General features: G+C 60.4%; 15 protein-coding genes and 3 pseudogenes. 17 read left to right on the forward strand and 1 reads right to left on the reverse strand.

The annotated features are described in order from the left end of the window. Window positions 1-107: 107 nt before the first annotated feature. Window positions 108-899 (reverse strand): phenylalanine 4-monooxygenase, encoded by a 792-nt coding sequence (gene phhA, locus ACZZZ4_RS16275; RefSeq protein ID WP_463548227.1) that lies wholly within the window; start codon window positions 897-899, stop codon window positions 108-110. A gap of 391 nt (window positions 900-1,290) precedes the next feature. On the opposite strand from phhA, the gene ACZZZ4_RS16280 reads away from it, so the two are divergent. The 17 genes and pseudogenes from ACZZZ4_RS16280 to ACZZZ4_RS16360 all read left to right on the forward strand — a co-directional run bounded on the left by ACZZZ4_RS16280 (window position 1,291) and on the right by ACZZZ4_RS16360 (window position 22,851). Further along, window positions 1,291-2,853, forward strand: coding sequence for a sigma-54-dependent phenylalanine hydroxylase transcriptional regulator PhhR (locus ACZZZ4_RS16280; protein ID WP_039761109.1), 1,563 nt, complete (start codon window positions 1,291-1,293; stop codon window positions 2,851-2,853). Between the two features lie 344 nt (window positions 2,854-3,197). Next, window positions 3,198-3,938: a flagellar basal body rod protein FlgF gene (locus ACZZZ4_RS16285; RefSeq protein ID WP_129999011.1), complete on the forward strand. Its 741-nt coding sequence runs from the start codon at window positions 3,198-3,200 to the stop codon at window positions 3,936-3,938. Between the two features lie 45 nt (window positions 3,939-3,983). Beyond that, window positions 3,984-4,769 (forward strand): flagellar basal-body rod protein FlgG, encoded by a 786-nt coding sequence (gene flgG / locus ACZZZ4_RS16290; protein ID WP_016771111.1) that lies wholly within the window; start codon window positions 3,984-3,986, stop codon window positions 4,767-4,769. Between the two features lie 51 nt (window positions 4,770-4,820). Next, the gene (flgH, locus tag ACZZZ4_RS16295; protein WP_039761113.1) at window positions 4,821-5,516 is read left to right on the forward strand and encodes a flagellar basal body L-ring protein FlgH; all 696 of its coding nucleotides are present in this window, start codon (window positions 4,821-4,823) and stop codon (window positions 5,514-5,516) included. A gap of 27 nt (window positions 5,517-5,543) precedes the next feature. Beyond that, entirely contained in the window at window positions 5,544-6,632 is a 1,089-nt protein-coding gene (locus tag ACZZZ4_RS16300) for a flagellar basal body P-ring protein FlgI (protein WP_052269122.1), read from the forward strand. A gap of 11 nt (window positions 6,633-6,643) precedes the next feature. After that, on the forward strand, window positions 6,644-7,960 hold the full coding sequence (flgJ, locus tag ACZZZ4_RS16305) for a flagellar assembly peptidoglycan hydrolase FlgJ (protein WP_463548228.1): 1,317 nt from the start codon (window positions 6,644-6,646) through the stop codon (window positions 7,958-7,960). Window positions 7,961-7,985: 25 nt separating this feature from the next. After that, entirely contained in the window at window positions 7,986-10,031 is a 2,046-nt protein-coding gene (flgK, locus tag ACZZZ4_RS16310) for a flagellar hook-associated protein FlgK (RefSeq protein ID WP_463548229.1), read from the forward strand. 13 nt (window positions 10,032-10,044) lie between these two features. Further along, on the forward strand, window positions 10,045-11,613 hold the full coding sequence (locus ACZZZ4_RS16315) for a flagellar hook-associated protein 3 (RefSeq protein WP_463548230.1): 1,569 nt from the start codon (window positions 10,045-10,047) through the stop codon (window positions 11,611-11,613). A gap of 109 nt (window positions 11,614-11,722) precedes the next feature. Then, a pseudogene (locus tag ACZZZ4_RS16320) lies at window positions 11,723-15,309 on the forward strand (glycosyltransferase). Window positions 15,310-15,463: 154 nt separating this feature from the next. Continuing rightward, window positions 15,464-17,398, forward strand: a complete 1,935-nt coding sequence (locus ACZZZ4_RS16325) for a calcium-binding protein (RefSeq protein ID WP_463548231.1) — start codon at window positions 15,464-15,466, stop codon at window positions 17,396-17,398. A gap of 374 nt (window positions 17,399-17,772) precedes the next feature. Next, window positions 17,773-17,964 (forward strand): annotated as a pseudogene (locus ACZZZ4_RS16330) (sugar phosphate nucleotidyltransferase); the annotation flags it as partial. Next, entirely contained in the window at window positions 17,903-18,547 is a 645-nt protein-coding gene (gene rfbF / locus ACZZZ4_RS16335; protein ID WP_463548232.1) for a glucose-1-phosphate cytidylyltransferase, read from the forward strand. The pseudogene ACZZZ4_RS16330 and the gene rfbF, both read left to right, overlap by 62 nt. Then, entirely contained in the window at window positions 18,529-19,611 is a 1,083-nt protein-coding gene (rfbG, locus tag ACZZZ4_RS16340) for a CDP-glucose 4,6-dehydratase (RefSeq protein ID WP_463548233.1), read from the forward strand. The genes rfbF and rfbG overlap by 19 nt, the downstream gene beginning before the upstream one ends. Continuing rightward, window positions 19,608-20,168, forward strand: coding sequence for a dTDP-4-dehydrorhamnose 3,5-epimerase (gene rfbC / locus ACZZZ4_RS16345; protein WP_129999016.1), 561 nt, complete (start codon window positions 19,608-19,610; stop codon window positions 20,166-20,168). Before rfbG ends, rfbC begins: the two co-directional genes overlap by 4 nt. Beyond that, window positions 20,165-21,037 carry an NAD-dependent epimerase/dehydratase family protein gene (locus tag ACZZZ4_RS16350; protein ID WP_463548234.1) on the forward strand — a complete coding sequence of 291 codons (873 nt, stop codon included), beginning with the start codon at window positions 20,165-20,167 and terminating at the stop codon, window positions 21,035-21,037. Before rfbC ends, ACZZZ4_RS16350 begins: the two co-directional genes overlap by 4 nt. After that, complete coding sequence (locus ACZZZ4_RS16355; RefSeq protein WP_463548235.1) at window positions 21,027-22,097, forward strand: class I SAM-dependent methyltransferase; 1,071 nt, start codon at window positions 21,027-21,029, stop codon at window positions 22,095-22,097. The genes ACZZZ4_RS16350 and ACZZZ4_RS16355 overlap by 11 nt, the downstream gene beginning before the upstream one ends. A 17-nt stretch (window positions 22,098-22,114) precedes the next feature. After that, window positions 22,115-22,851: pseudogene (locus ACZZZ4_RS16360) on the forward strand (cephalosporin hydroxylase family protein). The last annotated feature ends 27 nt before the right edge of the window (window positions 22,852-22,878 follow it).

A 22,878-nucleotide genomic window follows, 5' to 3' on the forward strand; every position in this document is an offset into this window, starting at 1 on the left:
CCTGAAAACGAGTGTGTTTTTTATTAAAGCGCGTGTGCCGTCAATGCCGTCACGCTAAAGCAAAGTGACAGCGACGGACAGACGCAATTGTCAGCAAAAGTCGCGGTTCAGGCGGCTTTGGGTTTCGGCGGAAATTTCGGCGCGTGCAAGCCCAGCTGCATGCCCTGACGAACCATGGCCATGATGTCTTCATGGGCCACGTCGAACAGGCGCTTGAGGTTCGGCAGGACAAAGTACAGCGGTTGCAGGATGTCGATGCGATACGGCGTGCGCATGGCTTCCAGCGGATCGAAGCGCTGATGTTCAGGCTCGTCCGACAGGCAGTAAACGGTTTCTTTGGGCGAGGACAGAATCCCGCCGCCGTAGATGCGCTTGCCCTGCGGGGTGTCGACCAGACCGAATTCGATGGTCATCCAGTACAGCCGCGCCAGGTACACACGCTCTTCCTTGGTCGCTTGCAGGCCGAGCTTGCCGTAGGTGTGGGTGAATTCGGCGAAATACGGGTTGGTCAGCAGCGGGCAGTGGCCGAAGATTTCGTGAAAGATGTCCGGCTCTTGCAGATAGTCGAGTTCTTCGCGAGTACGAATGAACGTCGCAACGGGAAACTGCTTGCTGGCGAGCAATTCGAAAAAAGTCTGGAAGGGGATGAGCGCCGGTACCCGGGCAACTTGCCAGCCGGTGGTCTCGCCGAGGACTTTATTGATCTCGGCCAGTTGCGGGATGCGGTCGTGGGGCAGGCTGAGTTTTTCGATACCGTCCAGGTATTCCTGGCACGCGCGACCTTCAATCACCTTCAACTGGCGAGTGATCAGCGTGTTCCACACCGCATGTTCTTCGGCGGGGTAGTCGATAAAACCTTGCGCATCGGGCTCGCGAGCCACGTATTGCGTCTGCTTCATGCTGCTCTCCTGCTAGGAAATTCGTTTTTGTTATGTCCAGCGATGGCTAAAGGAATACCTCAGAGCGCGAAGGCGCGCAGCATGTTGAGCCGTGAGTGCGTAGGAAAATTCGATTGATTTCGTAAAGTTATCGTTACGCTTGGTCGGTTAATGCGCGTTTGCGGTGATTGGCGGGTTTGAAATGGGGCGGGGCTGTCACATAATCTTGACAACTATCTGCGTGCCTCGACAGAAAACAGTTTGGCGCGCAACGCGATTCCCCTGTGGGGGCGAGCTTGCTCGCGAAAGCGGTGGACCTGACACATCAATGTAGAATGTGCCGCCGTCTTCGCGAGCAAGCTCGCTCCCACAGGGGATGTGTCAATTTTCCAGTCTTGTCGGGCCTTTTTCTATGCGCATCAAAGTCCACTGCCAGAACCGCATCGGCATCCTGCGCGATATTCTCAATCTGCTGGTGGCATACGGGATCAACGTTGCCCGCGGTGAGGTTGGCGGTGAGCATGGCAACGCGATCTACCTGCACTGCCCGAACCTGATCAACATCCAGTTCCAGGCATTGCGGCCGAAATTCGAGGCAATCGGCGGGGTGTTCGGTGTCAAGCGCGTCGGGCTGATGCCCAGCGAGCGCCGGCATATGGAATTGAATGCGCTGCTCGGCGCGCTGGAATTTCCGGTGCTGTCGATCGACATGGGCGGCTCGATCGTCGCGGCCAACCGCGCTGCAGCGCAATTGCTCGGCGTGCGTGTCGATGAGGTGCCGGGGATTCCATTGTCGCGCTACGCTGAGGATTTCGATTTGCCGGAACTGGTGCGCGCCAACAAATCGCGAATCAACGGCATGCGGGTCAAGGTCAAGGGCGACATCTTTCTTGCCGACATCGCGCCGCTGCAATCGGAGCACGATGACAGCGAGGCCATGGCCGGCGCCGTATTGACTCTGCACCGCGCCGACCGCGTCGGCGAGCGTATCTACAATGTGCGCAAGCAAGAGCTGCGCGGCTTCGACAGTATTTTCCAAAGCTCGAAAGTCATGGCCGCCGTGGTCCGCGAAGCGCGACGCATGGCGCCGCTGGATGCGCCGCTATTAATAGAAGGCGAAACCGGCACCGGCAAGGAACTGCTCGCGCGCGCCTGTCACCTTGCCAGCCCGCGCGGACAGTCGCCGTTGATGGCGCTCAACTGCGCCGGACTGCCGGAATCGATGGCCGAGACCGAACTGTTCGGCTACGGCCCCGGCGCCTTCGAAGGCGCACGGGCCGAAGGCAAGCTCGGCCTGCTGGAGTTGACCGCTGGCGGCACGCTGTTTCTCGATGGCGTCGGCGAGATGAGTCCGCGCTTGCAAGTCAAATTGCTGCGCTTTCTTCAGGACGGCTGCTTCCGTCGCGTCGGCAGTGATGAGGAGGTGTATCTCGACGTGCGGGTGATCTGCGCGACCCAGGTGGACTTGTCTGAACTGTGCGCGCGAGGTGAGTTTCGTCAGGATCTCTATCACCGCTTGAACGTGCTGTCGCTGCACATTCCGCCGTTGCGCGAATGCCTCGACGGTCTGACGCCGCTGGTTGAACACTTCCTCGATCAGGCCAGTCGGCAGATCGGCTGTCCGCTGCCGAAACTGGCCCCGGCGGCGATGGATCGCCTCAGCCATTACCACTGGCCGGGCAACGTGCGGCAATTGGAGAACGTGCTGTTCCAGGCGGTTTCGTTGTGCGACGGCGGTAAGGTCAAGGCCGAACATATCCGCCTGCCGGATTATGGCGTGCGTCAGCCGCTTGGCGATTTCTCCCTGGATGGACATCTGGATGAGATTGTCGGGCGCTTCGAGAAAGCGGTGCTGGAGCGGTTGTATTCCGAGCACCCGAGCAGCCGGCAACTGGGCAAGCGGCTGGGGGTTTCGCACACCACCATTGCCAACAAGCTGCGTGAGTATGAGGTGGGCAAAACCTCCGAAAGCTAAATAGAGCCTTTGTGGCGAGGGGATTTATCCCCGATGGGCGGCGAAGCCGCCCCGCTTTTCCTTCCCAGCGACCGCATTTGCAGGCTTGGCGACTGCTGCGCAGCCGAGCGGGGATAAATCCCCTCGCCACAGGATCGCCATCCCCCCGCTGAACTGAGGATTGCCACCAACCGGCATGACACCGCCGGTTTTTCGTCTTCGATACATTTCAAATTCCCCTCCGATCCCCTCAAGTCCCTTGTTTACCGGGCATTTGCCCGCCAATAAAAAGTTGGTCTGCAAATTGCTTATGGCTGAGCAGTACAGCGGTGGGCGGCAAACGTCCGGCATGCAGAGGAAACACTGTGGACAAGTACCTTTATGTGGCAATGACCGGCGCCAGCCAGAACGCACTGGCGCAGCGGGCGCATGCCAACAACCTGGCGAACATTTCCACCAACGGCTTCCAGCGCGACCTCGAGCAGGCGCGTTCGATGCCGGTATTCGGTGACAGCTTTCCGGCGCGTGCGTTTGCCATGAGCGAGCGGCCCGCCACCGACTTCACCCCGGGCTCGCTGGTGCAGACTGGCCGCGACCTCGACGTCGCAGTGTCCGGCAACGGTTTCATCGCCGTGCAGAACCCCAACGGTGGCGAAAGCTACGTGCGCACCGGCAGCCTGAACATCGACGCCCTCGGCGTACTGCGCGCCGGCAACGGCATGCCGGTAATCGGCAACGGCGGCCCGATCGCTGTGCCGCCCGAGCAGCAGGTCGAAGTCGGCGAAGACGGCACCATCAGTATTCGCGCAATGGGCGAAGGTCCGCGCGTGATGGCCGAAGTCGACCGGATCAAGCTGGTCAACCCGGACATCAAGAACATGAACAAAGGTCTCGACGGTTCGATTTACACCAAGGACGGCCAGCCGGCGCAAGCCGACGCCAACGTCAAACTGGTCTCGGGTTTCCTCGAGTCGAGCAACGTCAATGCCGTGGAAGAAATGACTTCGGTGCTGGCCCTGGCCAAGCAGTTCGAGTTGCACGTCAAGATGATGAACACCGCCAAAGACGACGACCAGGCCATGGCTCGGGTCTTGCAGATCAGCTAATTATCAGAACGTCGCGCCGTAAAACAGGCGCACGAGGAGAATCGAATGCTTCCGGCTCTATGGGTTGCCAAAACCGGTCTGTCCGCCCAGGACACCAACCTGACCACCATTTCCAACAACCTGGCGAACGTCTCGACCACGGGTTTCAAACGTGACCGTGCCGAATTCCAGGACCTGCTCTATCAGATCAAGCGTCAGCCAGGCGCCCAGTCGACCCAGGACAGCGAACTGCCGTCGGGTCTGCAAGTGGGTACCGGTGTGCGCATCGTCGGCACGCAGAAAAACTTCACCGCCGGCAGCCTGCAAACCACCGAGCAGCCGCTGGACATGGCCATCGACGGTCGCGGTTTCTTCCAGATCCTGCAGCCGGACGGCACCACCTCCTACACCCGTGACGGTACTTTTCACCTCGACTCCAATGGCCAGATCGTCAATGCCAGCGGTTTCGCTCTGGAACCGGCGATCATCATCCCGAACGATGCGCAGACCTTCACTGTCGGCCGCGACGGTACCGTGTCGATCACCATCGCCGGCAACCCGGCCTCGCAAGTGATCGGCAACCTGCAGACCGCCGACTTCATCAACCCGGCCGGCCTGCAAGCCGTGGGCAACAACCTGTTCCTGGAAACCGCGGCTTCCGGCGCGCCTCAGATCGGCACCCCGGGCCTGAACGGTTTCGGTACCACGCTGCAGAACACCCTGGAAACGTCCAACGTCAGCACCGTTGAAGAGATGGTCAACATGATCACCACTCAACGCGCCTACGAGATGAACTCCAAGGTGATCTCCACCGCCGACCAGATGCTCTCGTTCGTAACGCAGAATCTGTAATCCAGTCTTTGGGGCGGCCTGAGGTCGCCAGCAACACCGTGAGGTAGGGTCATGAAGCGCTTTGTATCTGTTCTGGCATTGAGTGGGGTCGTCTCGCTCGCGGGCTGCGTCGCCCCGACGCCCAGGCCCAACGACCCTTACTACGCTCCGGTGTTGCCGCGCACGCCGTTGCCGGCGGCCGCCAACAACGGCTCGATCTATCAGGCCGGCTTCGAGCAGAACCTGTACAGCGACCGCAAGGCGTTCCGGGTCGGTGACATCATCACCATCACCCTGAACGAGCGCACCCAGGCGAGCAAGAATGCCAACTCGCAGATGGACAAGAACAGCGACAACAAGATCGGGCTGACTTCGTTGTTCGGCTCCAGCCTGACCACCAACAACCCGATCGGTAGCAACGACCTGAGCCTCAACGCCGGCTACAGCGCCGACCGTTCGACCAAGGGCGACGCCAAGTCGGGGCAGAGCAACAGCCTGACCGGCTCGATCACCGTGACCGTCGCCGACGTGCTGCCCAACGGCATCATTGCCGTGCGTGGCGAGAAGTGGCTGACGCTCAATACCGGTGACGAGCTGGTGCGCATCGCCGGCATGGTCCGCGCCGATGACATCGCGACCGACAACACCGTGTCGTCGACCCGTGTCGCCGATGCGCGCATCACCTATTCGGGTACTGGCGCGTTTGCCGACACGAGTCAGCCAGGCTGGTTCGACCGCTTCTTCCTCAGCCCGCTGTTCCCTTTCTAGGTGGCTACGTTGAATCTGAAAAGCCTCATGCTGGCCGCATTGTTGTTGCCGGTTGCCTTCACTGCACATGCCGAGCGACTGAAAGACATCGCCAGCATTTCCGGCGTGCGCTCCAACCAGTTGATCGGTTACGGCCTGGTGGTCGGGCTTAACGGTACCGGCGACCAGACGACGCAAACCCCGTTCACCCTGCAGACCTTCAACAACATGCTCTCGCAGTTCGGCATCAAGGTGCCGCCGGGATCGGGCAACGTGCAGTTGAAGAACGTCGCGGCGGTGTCGGTGAGTGCCGATCTGCCGGCGTTTGCCAAACCGGGTCAGCAGGTCGACATCACGGTGTCTTCGATCGGTAACTCCAAGAGCCTGCGCGGCGGCACTTTGTTGCTGACGCCACTCAAGGGTATCGACGGCAACGTCTACGCCATCGCTCAAGGCAACCTCGTGGTTGGCGGTTTCGACGCTGAAGGCCGTGACGGTTCGAAGATTACCGTCAACGTTCCGTCGGCCGGGCGCATCCCTGGCGGTGCCTCGGTTGAGCGTTCGGTGCCGAGCGGTTTCAACCAGGGCAACAGTCTGACGCTGAACCTCAACCGCTCCGACTTCACCACCGCCAAGCGCATCGTCGACAAGATCAACGACATGCTCGGCCCTGGCGTCGCACAAGCCATTGATGGCGGTTCGATCCGTGTGACTGCACCGCTCGATCCGAGCCAGCGTGTCGACTACCTGTCGATCCTGGAAAACCTTGAAGTCGATCCGGGCCAGGCCGTCGCCAAAGTCATCATCAACTCGCGCACCGGCACCATCGTCATCGGCCAGAACGTGAAAGTGTCGCCGGCCGCCGTCACCCACGGCAGCCTGACCGTGACCATCACCGAAGACCCGATCGTCAGCCAGCCGGGGCCTCTGTCCAACGGCCAGACTGCCGTCGTGCCGCGCTCACGAGTGAATGCCGAACAGGAAGCCAAACCGATGTTCAAGTTCGGCCCGGGCACCACCCTCGACGAGATCGTCCGTGCGGTGAACCAGGTCGGCGCGGCACCGGGTGACCTGATGGCAATTCTTGAAGCTCTGAAGCAGGCCGGCGCTTTGCAAGCCGACCTGATCGTGATCTGAGGCCGGCCACCATGGATATGCGCAAAAGCGGTCTGGTCAGCAGCAGCGATTCGGGGTCCTACTCGGACCTCAATCGTCTGAATCAGCTCAAGGTCGGCGACAAGAACAGCGACGAAAACATGCGCAAGGTGGCGCAGGAATTCGAGTCGCTGTTCCTCGGCGAAATGCTCAAGTCGATGCGTTCGGCCACCGAAGCGCTCGGCCAGGACAATCCGCTGAACACACCGGCGGCCAAGCAGTATCAGGAAATGTACGACCAGCAGCTGGCGGTTTCCATGTCCCGCGAGGGCGGTGGTATCGGCCTGGCCGACGTGCTGATCCGGCAGATGTCGAAGAACAAACCGATGGCTCCGGGTGAGGCTGCCGCCGCGTCCGCCGCCAAGCAGCAGGAAGCGCTGGCCAAGGCCGCCGCCGTGCCGACGCCGATTGCCGCCGGCACCGTCGCCACCGGTCCGCTGTCCCGCGTCAACGGCGAGCGTCCGTTGTGGGCATCGCGCTCGGTGCATGCGCCGAACAACATCGACGTTTCCCATCGCAACGACATGGCGCTGATCAATCAGCGGCGTCTGGCGCTGCCGCCGAAACTGGCCGATCGCTTGCTCGCCGGCCTGGTGCCGTCGGCGCCGAGCGTGGCCACTGCGACCACTGCAGCAGCGACGACCAACGCCTTGCCGCAAAGGGCTGCGACCACCGCCGTCAGCGGTTCCGGCGCGTTGTACAACGGCGACTGGCTGGCCCGTGCCGAAGAGCAGAAAGCTGCCGGCGGGCAGATGCAGGTCTACGGCCGCGCCATGGCGCAGATTCCGCTGGCACCGGCGAAGAAGGCCTTCAGTTCGGCCGACGAATTCGTCAACACCATGCTGCCGATGGCCAAGGAAGCTGCCGACCGCATCGGCGTCGATCCGCGTTATCTGGTGGCGCAAGCGGCACTGGAAACCGGTTGGGGCAAGTCGGTCATGCGCGCTCAGGATGGCAGCAGCAGCCACAACCTGTTCGGCATCAAGGCGAGCAGCAACTGGAAGGGCGATTCGGCCCGCGCGATCACCAGCGAGTTCCGCAATGGCGCGATGGTCAAGGAGACGGCCGAGTTCCGTTCCTACGCCTCGTACAAGGACAGCTTCCACGATCTGGTGACGTTGCTGCAGAGCAACAATCGCTATCAAGAAGTGCTGAAGTCGGCCGATAACCCAGAACAGTTTGTACGCGAGTTGCAGAAGGCCGGTTACGCCACCGACCCGAACTACGCGACGAAGATTTCGCAAATTGCCAAGCAGATGAACAGTTTTGAAAACTACGCTGCGGCGGGTGTCTCCACCACGCCTTTATAAGGCACCAGGTAATAAGGTCTGAACCATGAGTTTGCTCAATATCGGGATGTCGGGACTGTCGGCCAGCCAGTCCTCTCTGGCTACGACAGGCAACAACATTGCCAACGTCGACACCGCCGGTTATTCACGTCAGCAAACCGTGCAGGGCACCAAGTCCTCGCAGCAGTACGGCAGCGTTTTCATCGGCACGGGCACGACCCTGGCCGACGTGCGCCGGGTGTACAACTCGTACCTGGAATCGCAGCTGCACACCGCGACTTCGCTGGACAGCGAATCGGCCGCGTTCCTCAAGCAGGCGACGCCGTTGGACGCCATGCTGTCGGACACCAACACCGGCCTGACCGGTGTGCTGCAGAAATTCTTCACCTCGATGCAGGGCGTATCGACGTCGGCCACCGATGACACTTCGCGTCAGTCGGTGCTGACCGGCGCGCAGGCGCTGACCAGCCGTTTCAATACCCTGGCCAAGCAGCTCAACGATCAGAACACCACGATCAACGGCAGCCTCGGCGACATGACCGCCCAGGTGAACAAACTCGCCACGGCGATCGCCAATCTCAACCAGAAGATCGGCGAAATCTACACCAGTGGCGGGGCGCCGAACGACCTGCTCGACAGCCGTAACGAAGCCGTGCGTCAGCTCTCCGAACTGACCGGTGCCCAGGTCGTCGAACGCGGCACCAGCTTCGACATCTATGTCGGCAGCGGCCAGCCGCTGGTCATCGGCAACACCACCAACAGCCTGAGCATGGTCGCGAGCAAGACCGACCCGTCGCGCATGTCGATCCAGATGGATCGCGGTTCGAGCACCATCGACATCACTTCGGTGATCAGCGGTGGCGAAATCGGCGGTCTGCTGACTTATCGCAAGGAAGTCCTCGACCCGTCGCTCAACGAGCTCGGTCGCGTCGCTCTGGTGATTGCCGATCAGATCAACAGCCAGCAAGCCCAGGGCATCGACAAGAACGGTGACTTCGGCGCGGCGATTTTCAACAACATCAACAGTGCCGCCCTGATCAGTCAGCGCAGCATTGCGAAGGATGGCAACAGCGCCGGTTCGGGCAACCTCGATGTGACCATCAAGGACACCGGCAAGCTGACCACCAGCGATTATCAGGTGACCTTCACCAGTGCCACCGATTACACCGTCAAACGTTCCGACGGCACCGATCTGGGCGCATTCAGCACCACGACCAATCCGCCGCCAGTGATCGACGGTTTCACCCTGGCCTTGAATGGCGGCGCGCTGAGCGCGGGTGACTCGTTCAAAATCACGCCGACCCGCAACGCGGCGGCGAGCATTCAGACGGTCTTGACCGATCCGAAGAAAATCGCTGCGGCCGGTCCGCTCACCGGCGTCGCCAGCGCCAACGGTCTGGGCACTTACACCCAGCCGACGCTCAGCGACAAGATCGACATCTACAACCCGACCGCCCAGGCTGACATGCAGGCGGCGCTGAAGAATTCGACGCCGGTCAAACTGGTGTTCGGCGCAGCCAGCGGCGGCAGCCAATCGTACAATCTGGTCGACGCCAAGGGCGCGACCATCGGCACCGGCACCATCGTGCCCGGCCAGTCGAACACGCTGAACCTGAAAGTCGGCATCGTCGACGCCAGCGGCAACCCGGTGATGGACACTACGGTCACGCCGAACGTGCAGAAGACCTTCACCGTGCAGACCACCGTGGGCGGCACGCCGAAATCCGGCGAGACCTTCACCATGAACCTGACCGGCGCGGCGTCTTCGGACAACCGCAACGCCCAGGCACTGGTCGCATTGCAAACCAGACAGACCGTGGACACCGGTTCGGCTAGCAAGGGCATCAGCCTGACCGACGCCTATAACACCCTGGTGACCAACGTCGGTACCAAGACCGCCCAAGGCAAGTCCGACAGCGCCGCGACCACGGCGATTCTGGAGAACGCCAAGGGTGCCCGCGATTCGCTTTCCGGGGTCAACCTGGACGAAGAAACCGGCAACCTGGTCAAGTACCAGCAGTACTACACAGCGTCTTCGCAGATCATCAAAGCTGCGCAGGAAACTTTCGCCACGCTGATCAACAGCCTTTAAGGAGTCGTAATTCATGCGCATTTCCACCGCCCAGTATTACGGAACGCAAGCTTCGGATTATCAGCGTAACTTCAACAAGGCTGTCGCCACCGCGAGCGAGGCGAGCAGCCTGCAACGCATCAACACCGCCGCCGATGATCCGATCGGTGCCGGGCGCTTGCTGCAATTGGGCCAGCAGGCAGCGATGCTCGATCAGTACAAAACCAACGTCAACACCACCAAAAGTGCGTTGAACGTGCAGGAGTCCACGCTGGATTCGATCACCACGGCGTTGGCACGGGCCAAGGAACTTGCGCTGGCCGCGAACAACGGCACGATCACCGACAAGGACCGCCAGGCTTACGCCTCGGAGATGGGCGAGATCCAGCAACAAGTGCTGGGCCTGATGAACGCCAAGGATGCCAACGGCAACTACCTGTTCTCCGGTTCGAAAACCGATACCGCACCGTACTCGAAGAATTCTGACGGCACGTTCAGCTACAACGGTGACCAGACCACTATTGATCTGGGCATCGGCGACGGCATGACCGTAGGTACCAACACCACTGGTTGGGATGCGTTTCAGCAGACCATCAACACCGGCCGCACCAACACCAAAATGACTGCACCAGCCGTGGATGACGGCCGTGTCGTGCTGTCCAACGGCACCGTCGGCACTGCCGCCACCTACGACGCCAAGTTCACTGCCGGGCAGCCGTACACCATCGATTTCGTCAGCAGCACCCAGCTGAAGATCACCGATGCTTTGGGCAACGACGTGACCGCCGAGGCCAGCCAAAATGGCCTGATCAGCGACAGCAGCGGCGCCAATCAGACCGTCAGTTTCCGCGGCGTCGACCTCAAGCTGAACGTCAACCTGAAGGCCGGCGATACCAATCCGAACGCCGTTATCGCAGGGCACAGCTTCCAGCTGTCGGCCTCGCCGGACTCGTTCACCACCACGCGTAATCCGGGTAACCCGTCGACCAGCGTGATCACTGGTTCGACCATCACCGATCAGGCAGCCTACACCGCAGCTTTCCCGCAGGGCGGCGCGGTGCTCAAGTTCACCAGCGCCACCGATTTCGATCTGTATGCCGCGCCAGTGACCGCCGACAGCAAGCCGGTTTCCTCGGGCACGGTGGCCGGCGGTAACGCCACCGCTGCCGGTGTGACCTTCGCGCTGGGCAACACGCCGGCCGCTGGCGATCAGTTCTCGATCCAGCCGAACAATCACCAGACCCAGAACGTGCTCGACACCCTGGGCCAGATGATCACCGCGCTGAACACGCCGGTTGACGGCGACCCGGTTGCCAAGCAGAAATTGCAGGGCGCAATGGAGGCGGGCCTCGGCAACATCGACGCTGCCGCCAATCAGATCGGCACCGCAGTCACCACCATTGGTGCGCGCGGCCAGGCCCTGGACATGCAGGCCATCACCAACGACAGCCTGACCACGGCGAACAGCACGACCCAGGGTTCGATCCGTGATTCCGATCCGGCAGAAGTCATGACCCGTCTGACCCTGCAACAGACCATGCTGCAAGCCGCGCAACTGGCGTTCAGCAAGATCAGTCAGTTGGGTCTGTTCAACAAGATCTGATGATTGGCGGGCGCGAGCGCGCCCGCCAACGTTGTGCCTCTGTTAATGATTTTTTGCGGTATCAAGGGCTCGTTTTTGCGAGCGGGCTCGTACCGCCTGTGAGCCCGCCGTGAATTCACTTCCTCTCGTCAGCATTGCCATCCCTGCGTTCAATCCGCGCTTTTTCGAGCGCACGCTGAACAGTGCCGTCAGCCAGACTTACAGCAATCTCGACATCGTCGTGTGCGATGACAGTCGTGGTGACGAGATCAAGGACATCGTCAGCCTGATCATGGAGCAAACCGGGGCCCAGGTGCGCTACGTTCGCAATCCACAGACGCTGGGGCTGGTGGGCAATCTGAAAGCCTGCCTCGAACAGGCGCGCGGCGAATTCATCAAATTCCTGTGTGACGATGACCTGCTGTATTCGGCCTGTATCGAACAGCAAGCCCATGAGTTACAGCGCGAAGAAGTCAGTCTGGTGATCGCTCAGCGGCTGCTGTGGGACGCCAACGACATCATTCTGCCGGCCCGTTTGGAAAACAGCTCGCTATCACCTGTGAGCGCCTTGCTCAAAGGCGACGATGTGCTGAGCATTTTCGAAAAATTCCCGGTCAATGTCCTCGGCGGTTTCAGCAGTGCGTTGTTCCGGCGTGCCGATGTCGCCGAACTGTTGCCCGCTCTGACTGAAGCAGGTGCATGCTTCGTCGCGACCCTGGATTTTGCCTTGTACGTGTGTCTGTTGCGGCGCGGCAACATGGTGACGTCGAACAATGTCCTGAGCGCCGAGCGACTTTACCCTGAGCGCCTAAGCGCGCAGCAACCGATGAAGGATGCTGCCGAGGTTGAACGCGAGTGGCTTTCGCAAATGCTCAAAGTACGCAGCGGCGAGTCGGCGCCCGCCAAGGGCTGGGTTCGCTACGTGCAACTGACCAGGGCCGACGAGTCGCCTCGCGTTTGGGAAGAACTGCCGCTTAGCCGTACCCTTGGTACCAAGCAAAGCCGCCAGGAACTGGGCGTGGGTGTCGACAGCTTCAGTTTCGGCGAGCTCTATGCGCAGTGGCTGGCGTGTCGGGTGCTGACCGATACGCAGCGCCAATGGCTGCCGGAAACCCTTGCTGGCTGGCCGCAGCAGCCGAGGATCGTGCCGATCATCATCGATGCACAGGGTAGCCGCGACGGTCTCGAGCGCACCCTGCAAGCGCTCGCTGCACAGGACTACCCACCGGAGCTGGTGCTGGTACTGTCCGTAGCCTGTACCGAAGCAGTGTTGCAGGATCGGGTGTTCCACATGCCGTTGCAGGATGACGGTCTGGAGCAGATCAATGCGCTGTTGCCGCAACTCGAAGGCGCCGACTGGTTCTATCTGCTGCAACCGGGAGATCGCCCGGTGGCACCGGCGTTGCTGGTGATGGCCGATCGCATCGCGCATTCGCGGTCGCTGACGTGTCTGTACAGTGATGAAGGCAGCGTGCGCGACGGTGAATCGGCGGAACCGGCGTTCAAACCGGACTTCAACCTCGACCTCATGCGCAGTTATCCGTACGTCGGCCGAGCGCTGGCATTCCAGCGTGAACGCTTCCTCGTCCTCGGTGGATTTGCGCCAACGTTCGCCGAACTGGCGCCACACGACATGCTCTGGCGGATGGTCGAAAGCGATGGCCTGCAGGTTGTCGGTCATATCGCCGAGGTGTTGCTGGAGTCGAAATTCGACCTGTCGCAATGGCTCACCGAGCCTGGCGTGGTGGAGCAAAGTCCGCGAATTCTCGAGGCGCACCTGCAGCGCCTCGGCATTGCTCATGAAATCCGCCAGAACGGGCTGCTCAATTGTGTCGACTACCGTCACGCGCAGCGCCCTCTGGTGTCGGTGATCATCGTCACTCAGGACCAGACTGCCGCCTTGCAGCGTTGTGTCGAAACGCTGCTGGAGAAAACCGCCTACACCGAGTACGAATTGCTCCTGGTCGACAACGGCAGCGAAAGCGCCGAAGCGCTGGCCTGGCTGGACGGCATGGCGCAGTTGGGCAGCGACCGGATTCGCGTGCTGCGGTATGCGCAAAAGGGCGATGCCGCCGCTGTGCACAACTTCGCCGCGCGCCAGGCGCGCGGTGAGTACGTGCTGATGCTTAACGCCTTTGCGGTAATCACCCAGGCCGACTGGCTCGATGAGCTGCTCAATCATGCACAACGCCCTGAAGTCGGGGTGGTGGGCGCCAAGCTGTTCAACCCGGACGGTGGCGTGCTGCACGCCGGTCTCATCCTGGGGCTGAATGGGCCGGCGGGACTGCCGTTCTACGGCCAGCCGATGCAGTCGGACGGGTATATGCACCGACTGCAAGCTGTGCATGATCTGAGCGCGGTCGGTGGCGACTGCCTGATGATTCGCAAATCGGTATTCGAAGCGGCCGGCGGTCTTGATGAGCAGGATTTCAAGCAAACGCTCAGTGTCGTGGATCTGTGCCTGCGCATTGGCCGCGACGGTTATCTGGTGGTGATGAACCCGCACGCCGTGCTGGCGGTGGGTACGCAGCCGGTTATCGCGGCGACGGAGCAAGAGCAAGCGCAGCACGCCGAGGAGAAGGACACCTTCTATCAACGCTGGCTGCCACTGGTTGCGCGCGACCCGGCCTATAACGTCAACCTGACGTTGCAGGGCGTTGGCGCCAGCAACTTCAGCCTTGAACCGGGCCTGCGTACTGGCTGGAGCGCGTTCTCCAAGGCGCAACTGCCGAACGTGCTCGCGGTTCCGATCAACGCTTCTGCCATCGGTCACTATCGCATGAGCCAGCCGATGATCGAACTGGAAGCGGCCAACCGCGTGGAAGGGCGCATCTGTTACGGCTTGCCGTCGATCATCGATATCCAGCGGCAGGCGCCCGATGTGATTGTCCTGCAGGGGCGCTACTCAGAGCACGCCATTGATGAGATCCCGCCGCTGAAGAAGTTCTTCAATGCCCGACGGATTTTCGAACTCGACGACTATGTCATCGACGTTCCCCATCGCAATGCACATATCCGCAACATGCCGGGCAAGTCGGACATGGAGCGAATGGTGCGCCGAGCGATCGGCCTGTGCGATCGCGTGGTCGTTTCAACCGCGCCGCTGGCCAACGCGCTGTCGGACATGCACCACGACATACGCGTGGTGCCGAACATGTTGGCTCAGGACTTGTGGGGACACCTGCGCAGCCAGCGTCGCACCTCGAAAAAGCCCCGTGTCGGCTGGGGGGCGGGACCAGTCACCACGGCGATCTGGCCGTGATCGCCGACGTGGTGCGTGAATTGGCCAACGAAGTGGACTGGGTTTTCTTCGGCATGTGCCCGGATGATTTGCTGCCGTACATGCATGAGTTTCACGGAGTGATCCCGCTGGATGTCTATCCGGCAAAACTGGCCAGCCTGAACCTCGATCTGGCGCTGGCACCGCTGGAGTTCCACATCTTCAACGACTGCAAGAGCAATCTGCGGCTGCTCGAGTATGGCGCCTGCGGTTTTCCGGTGGTCTGCACCGATACCGAGGCCTATCGCGGCTACTTGCCGTGCACGCGGGTCAAGACCAACACGACTGATGAGTGGCTGCAAGCGATCCGCATGCATCTGGCTGATCCGGATGCCAGCTATCGCATGGGCGATGAATTGCGTGAAGTGGTGCTGCGAGACTATGTTCTGCGCGGCGATAACTTGCGCCATTGGGAGTATGGCTGGCTGGCGGATTGAATTGCCCGCAAGGCTTCATTGAAAGGCGATCTCTCGGGTCGCCTTTTTCACAGGTTCATTGATTTGTTTGAGTCGATCAGCGAGGGAATGCGCTCCGGACAGGCAACGCCCGCACTGACAGATCCGGTTTCAACAACCACGCAAGGAAGATGTAATGACAATTGTGAATGGAACGAGTGAAGCGGATGTCCTGCTGGGCACCGACAGCAATGACCAACTCTATGGACTGGAGGCGGATGATGTCCTGCTGGCAAGTACAGGATCGGATGAGCTCGATGGCGGGGACGGCTTCGACACCGCGAGTTACTACGCAATAACCTCTGGAATCAACGTCGAACTGGCCGACGGTACACGTACCGTCGCCGGCCCCGACGGCAAGCTCGATACGCTGGTGTCCGTTGAGAAGATCGTCGGGACGTTTTCCAACGATACGTTCACCAGTTCGGTAGCCGGCGTCACGCTGGAAGGCAGCAGCGGTGACGATGTCTACATCGTCAGCGCCGAAGACGTGACCATCGTCGAGGAAGACTGGGGTGGCTATGACGAACTGCGCACCAGCCTCAACAGCATCAAGATGGCTGGCTTCGTCGAGAAGCTGACCTTCACGGGTACCGGTGATTTCAAGGCTTACGGCAGCGACACCGACAACGAGATCATCGCGGGTGCCGGTAACGACTGGCTGTGGGGTGGTGATGGTGCCGATCATTTCTTCGGGGGAGACGGTTACGACACCGTCAGCTACAGCGACAGCCTTGAAGGGGTGCGAGTCGAAGACTTCGCCAACTACGACGGCCTGACCATCGCCTATGGCGATATGTTCACCGGCATCGAGGCGCTTCAGGGCTCGGGCTTCGATGATGTGATTTATCGTCACAAGGACTCGATGAGTATCGATGGTGCGCAGGGCTACGACACTGTGAATTACCGCTACGCCTTCGACGTAGCCAATGTCGTGATCGGCAATGGCAGCAACCTCGCTGGTGACACACTGCTCAACGTGGAAGAGGTTATCGGTACCTCAGGCGCCGATCGTTTTGTCGTCAATGCCAGTGGTGTGAAGGTGGCTGGTGGTATCGGTGATGACGTTTATACGATCAACAGCACCGGCGTGACTGTCGAAGAAGACGACAGCTTCATGGGTGGTACCGATCATGTGTACACCAGCCTGTCCGAGTTGAGGCTGAGTGCGTTCGTTGAGCGGTTGACCTATACCGGCAGCAGCGATTTCACCGGTTACGGCAATGACGGGGACAACACGATCGTTTCCGGGACCGGGAATGATGTGCTGCTGGGCGGGGCGGGGGCCGATAACTTTGAAGGTGGTGCGGGCCTCGACATCGTCAGCTATGACGACAGCGCTGAAGGCTTGAGCGCCTCGCTGAAATGGGGCACGCAGAGCGGTATCGCCTTCCATGACGTCTACATCGATATCGAAGGCCTGCGCGGCAGCCAGTTCAATGATGTTCTGGAAGGTGAGTGGGGCGACAACGTCCTTGAAGGCGGTGGTGGTGACGATCAGATTCAGGGTGGCGATGGCAACGATCACATCTACGGCGGTCTGGCGTCCGGTCTCGATGCAGCCGGGCAGTCCGACACCTTGTTCGGTGGCTCGGGCGATGACGTCATCATAGCTGCGCGCGATGGTCTGTTTACCTGGGTCAGTGGCGATGAAGGCAATGACAACATTACCCTCGGGCGAGGCGTGGCCTATGGTGGGCAGGGCAACGACGTGTTGATCTTCAACGGCGCCGGCCCGTCGGGCCTGGGCGGCAGCGGGTTTGGCGAGCAGGGCGATGATACCTATGTGGTGGACACGTCTGCCTTGGTGACCATCAAGGATGAAGGGCTGGATGCCAACGACACGCTGATTCTGAACACGATCGCTGACGCCAGTCAGTTGAGCGTGACCCGTGTGGGCGATGACATTTATCTGCACAGTGCCAATGATGATAGCAGTGGCGTGCCGGACAACGGTGTGCGGCTGGTGGACTGGTATGCGGGGTTTGCGACCATCGAGCATGTTCAGACGGCCGATGGTCAGATGTATGAGCTGCCGGTGGGTGGTGACGGGTTTGCGCTGTTCGGGTAGTTTTTGCGCATCGTTGAAGTAAGGGATGGGTCTTTGGATTCATCCCTTTTTTGTTTTTGGGCTTGGCGACCTTTGGGCCGACCAGACTCTCGGGGTTTGGGTGAATATCCGTTTCTGCGGGTGTTGCTGTAAGAGCGAAACCGCCAGCGGCAGCACCCGCAATAACGGATAGGCCCCCAATCAAAATCCTCATCCCCGTTCCCCACCGCCTCGACTCTGAGCTGGCGCGTTTCCTGCAAGTCCCCCTCAAATCGCCATAAAACGAGCGCTTGCGGTCATTGCACTTGCGCCCGGAACGGCAAAAGGTGTCGCCGCAAGGTCCGCAACGCTCAACGAAGCCATGCGCAGCCCGGTGAAGAACAAGAGGGGAGACGATGAAGGCAGTAATTTTGGCGGGTGGCCTCGGCACGCGGATCAGTGAAGAGTCGCACCTCAAGCCCAAGCCGATGATCGAGATCGGCGGCAAGCCAATTCTCTGGCACATCATGAAGCAGTATTCCGCCCATGGAATCCACGACTTCGTCATCTGCACTGGGCTACAAGGGCTATGCGATCAAGGACTTCTTCGCCAACTATTTCCTGCACACCTCCGACGTGACCTTCAACATGCGCGAGAACCGCATGGAGGTGCACCAGAATTACAGCGAGCCGTGGAGCGTCACGCTGGTCGACACCGGCGAAGAAACCATGACCGGTGGCCGGCTCTTGCGCACTGCGCCTTATCTCAAGGACGAGAAAGCCTTTTGTTTTACCTACGGCGACGGCGTCTCGGATATCGATATCGGCGCTCTGATCCGTTTTCATGAAGCGCACGGCAAGCTCGCGACCGTTACGGCCGTGCAGCCTCCAGGCCGTTACGGTGCGTTGCAACGCACCGGCCACCAAGTCATGGGCTTTACCGAGAAGCCGCGAGGTGACGGCGGCTGGATCAATGGCGGTTTTTTCGTCCTGTCACCGCAGGTGCTGCCTTACATCGCCGGCGATGCGACCAGTTGGGAAGCCGAGCCGTTGATGCAACTGGCTGAGTTGGAACAGCTGCATGCCTACGAACATTCGGGCTTCTGGCAGCCGATGGACACCCTGCGTGACAAGAACCATCTCGAAGCGCTGTGGCAGAGCGGGGAGGCCCCATGGAAGCAATGGGCCTGAGTGCGGATTTCTGGCGTGGCAAACGCGTTCTCGTTACCGGGCACACCGGTTTCAAAGGCAGCTGGCTGACCCTGTGGCTGCAAAGCCTTGGTGCGCAAGTCAGCGGTTTTTCTTTGGATCCGTCCACCGAGCCGAGCCTGTTCCAACTGGCGCGTGTACACGAGGGCATCAACGATCAACGCGGCGATCTGCGTGACCTCGGCGCCTTGCTGGAAATCATCGCCGAGACCGAGCCGGAAATAGTCCTGCATCTGGCGGCCCAGCCTCTGGTGCGCGAGGGCTATCGCGATCCACTCGGCACCTATTCAAGCAATGTCATGGGTACGCTGAACCTGCTCGAAGCGATTCGTCAGGTTGGCGGCGTGCGCGCCTGTGTGCTGGTGACCACCGACAAGGTCTACGCCAACAAGGAATGGCTGTGGCCGTACCGCGAAGACGAAGCCCTCGGTGGCCACGATCCTTACAGCAGCAGCAAGGCCTGCTGCGAATTGCTCGCGCAGTCCTACGCCGCGTCGTTCTTCCCGGCGGACAAACATGCCGAACACGGTCTGGCCTTGGCTACCGCACGCGCCGGCAATGTGCTGGGCGGCGGCGACTTCGCCCCGGAACGTCTGATTCCCGACGTATTGAAAGCCTGGACCGCCGACGAGCCAGTGACCCTGCGTTACCCGCAAGCGGTGCGCCCGTGGCAGCACGCGCTGGAGCCGCTGGCCGGATATCTGCAACTGGCTGCTGCTCTCTACGAGTACGGCCCGGAATACGCCGGTGCGTGGAACTTCGGCCCTGGTGAGGCCGACATGTGCAGCGTCGGTGAAGTGGTCGAACTGCTTGCCAACCGCTGGCCGCAGGCCCGTGGTCTGCGCATCGAGCCGAGCGAGTTGCATGAAGCCGGTCTGCTGCGTCTGGACAGCAGCCGCGCGCGGCAGGGGCTTGGATGGAAGCCGCGCTGGACGCTGGAACAATGCCTGACGCAGACCCTCGGCTGGCATCTGGCGTGGCAACACGGCGATGACATGCGCGCCGTTACCTTGAACCAATTGAATCTGTACAGAGAGCGTTCATGAGCGATTACACCCTGCAGAAAACGCCATTGGAGGGCCTGTACCTCATTGAGCAGAAAGTCTTCTGCGATGAGCGCGGGCGGTTCGCCCGGCTGTTCTGCCAGAGTCGTCTGACCGTCCAGGGACGTCCTTTTGCGATCCGCCAGATCAATCATTCGCGCACGTTGGGCCAAGGTAGCGTACGCGGTCTGCATTTTCAGAAAGCCGGTTATGCCGAATCCAAGCTGATCACTTGTGTGCGCGGCGCGGTCTGGGATGTGGCGGTCGACCTGCGGCCGCAATCGCCAACGTATTTGCAGTGGCATGCGCAAGAACTGCGCGCCGATGATGGCCTCAGTTTTTTGATTCCTGCCGGTTTTGCCCACGGCTTCCAGTCACTGACCGATGAATCGGAAGTGCTGTACCTCACCGATGCCGATTACGCACCGGAGCATGAAGCGGGTTTGTCGGCCATTGATCCGGCACTCGCGATCTCATGGCCGCTGCCCGTCAAGAATTTGTCAGCCAAGGATTCCAGGCATCCGCTGCTCGACAAACAGTTTCAGGGAGTCGAGCTTTGACGGCGACCACCACCACTGTGCTGGTCACTGGCGCCACCGGCTTCGTCGGTCGCCACTTGGTCGGCGCTTTGCTTTCCAAAGGCTTCAAAGTGCGTGCGGTTTCGCGCACGCTCGACTCTGCTCGCAGTTTGCCGTGGTTCGCGCAGGTGGAATTTGTCGCCGCCGATCTGCATGCGCCAGACCTTGATGTCGAGCGCTTGGTTGATGGCGTGGATGTCGTCGCGCATCTGGCCTGGAGCGGCTTGCCTAACTATCAGGCGCTGTTTCATTTCGAACGCAACCTGCCGGCCGATTACGCGTTTCTCAAGCGTGCGGTCGTGGCAGGGGTGAGCCAGGTGCTGGTCACCGGGACTTGCTTTGAATACGGCTTGCAAAGCGGCCGGTTGGCCGAGTCGGTCTTGCCCCAGCCTTGCACGCCTTACGGTCTGGCCAAGCACACCTTGCGCCTGTTCCTTGAAGCATTGCAGCGCGAGCAGGCGTTCACCCTGCAATGGGCGCGGTTGTTTTACCTTTATGGCGAAGGGCAGAACAGCAACAGCCTGCTGGCCAGCCTCGACCGCGCCATCGATGGCGGTGAGGCGCAGTTCAATATGTCGATGGGCGACCAGCTGCGTGATTATCTGCAGATTACCGAGGCGGCCGCGCAATTGGCTTCGTTGATCGGCCGGCCTGATGTCGACGGCGTCACCAACTGCTGCAGCGGCCAGGCGATTTCCGTACGCGCGCTGGTTGAACAGCGTGTCCGCGAACGCCAGTCAACGATCAAGTTGAACCTGGGCCATTACGGTTATTCCGCCCATGAGCCCATGGCGTTCTGGGGTGATGCTCAGCGAATCTCGCAACTGAAGGGGCAAGAACATGCTGCATGAGCTTTATCGCGCGACCGGACTGCCGGTATTGCAGAACCGCACGTTTACCAGCGCCGAAGAGGCGCGGACCTCAGGGGCGGCAGACATTGTTCTGGTACAGGACAGCCAAACCGGGTTGATCTTCAACCAGGCCTTCGATGCCGACAAGCTGAGCTATGACGCCGACTATCAGAACGAACAGGCGCACTCGGTGCAGTTTCAGGCGCACCTCAATGCCGTCGAAGCGATCCTCGCACGGCACTTCAAGGGCCAGACCCTGATTGAGGTCGGCTGCGGCAAAGGTTATTTCCTTGAGATGCTGCGGGGCAAAGATTACGCCATTACCGGGATCGACCCTTCGTATGAAGGTGACAATCCTGACGTGATCAAGGCACCGTTCACCCGCGAGCTGGGGTTGGAAGCGGATGCGATTGTGTTGCGCCATGTGTTGGAGCACATCAGCGATCCGTTGGCATTTCTCGCGCAAATGGCTGCAGCCAATCAGGGCGGGCAGATTTATATCGAAGTGCCGTGCTTTGACTGGATCGTCGAGCACAATGCCTGGTTCGACGTGTTCTATGAGCACGTCAATTACTTCCGTCTCGCCGACTTGCGCGCAATGTTCGGCACCGTGCTCGAGGCCGGGCATCTGTTCGGTGGCCAATATCTGTACATCGTTGCCGATCTCTCGACGCTGCAACGGGCGCCGGTCGAGACGCCGTCGTTGCTGACGCTGTCGACCACCTTCACCGCCAGTCTTGATCGCGCCGTGCAGATCATTCAATCCGCGCCGGCACAGGGCTCGGCCATCTGGGGCGCTTCGTCCAAGGGCGTGATTTATTCATTGGCCTTGCAGCGCGCCGGTGTGGCGGTAGATCGCGTCGTTGACATCAACCCGGCCAAGCAGGGCCGTTACTTGCCCCTCAGTGGCGTGCGAGTGTCCTCGCCGCAAGAGGCCATGGATGCTCTGCCTGCAGGCGCCCATCTGTTTGTGATGAATTCCAACTACCTCGAAGAAATCAAGCGGATGACTGGCGCACGCTACGTCTATCACGCCGTCGACAGCGCTTCGTTTCAGTGACCCTTGAGATTATTAAGATGACCGAAAACAACATCCATAAAGCCTTCGAAGCCGAATGCCAACAAGAGATCGCGCGCCAGGGTGATGATCAGAAAGTGGTAGCACTGGCCCGGGATTTCTTCAACGAATCGGCCCGCCATAAATACAGCTACCACTTCTCCTGGATGGGCCGTCCGATCATCCAGTTGCCGCAAGACATGATGGCCATGCAAGAGATCATCTGGCAGGTCAAACCGGACCTGGTGATCGAATGCGGCATCGCTCACGGCGGTTCGATCATTTACTACGCCTCGTTGCTGGAGCTGCAAGGCCACGGCGAAGTGCTGGGTATCGACCTCGATATTCGCCCGCACAACCGTGAAGCCATCGAAAGCCACCCGATGGCCAAGCGCATCCAGATGATCGAAGGTTCGAGTATCGACGAGGCGACCGCGCAGAAAGTCCGTGCGATTGCCGAGGGCAAGAAAGTGATTCTGGTCCTCGATTCCAACCATACCCACGACCACGTACTCGAGGAGCTGCGCTTGTACGCGCCGCTGGTTTCGGTGGGCAGCTACTGCGTGGTGATGGACACCGTGGTTGAAGACATGCCGGCGGACTTTTTCCGGATCGCCCGTGGGGTCATGGCGATAACCCGAAAACCGCCGTGTGGAAATACCTGGAAGAGAACAAGGATTTCGAGATCGATCGGCAGATGCAGAACAAACTGCTGATCACCGTGGCGCCGGACGGTTATCTGCGCCGCGTTCGTTAATTCGCAACATTACCCAGCGTTGTTTCG

It is taken from the genome of Pseudomonas sp. AC252, assembly GCF_979258105.1.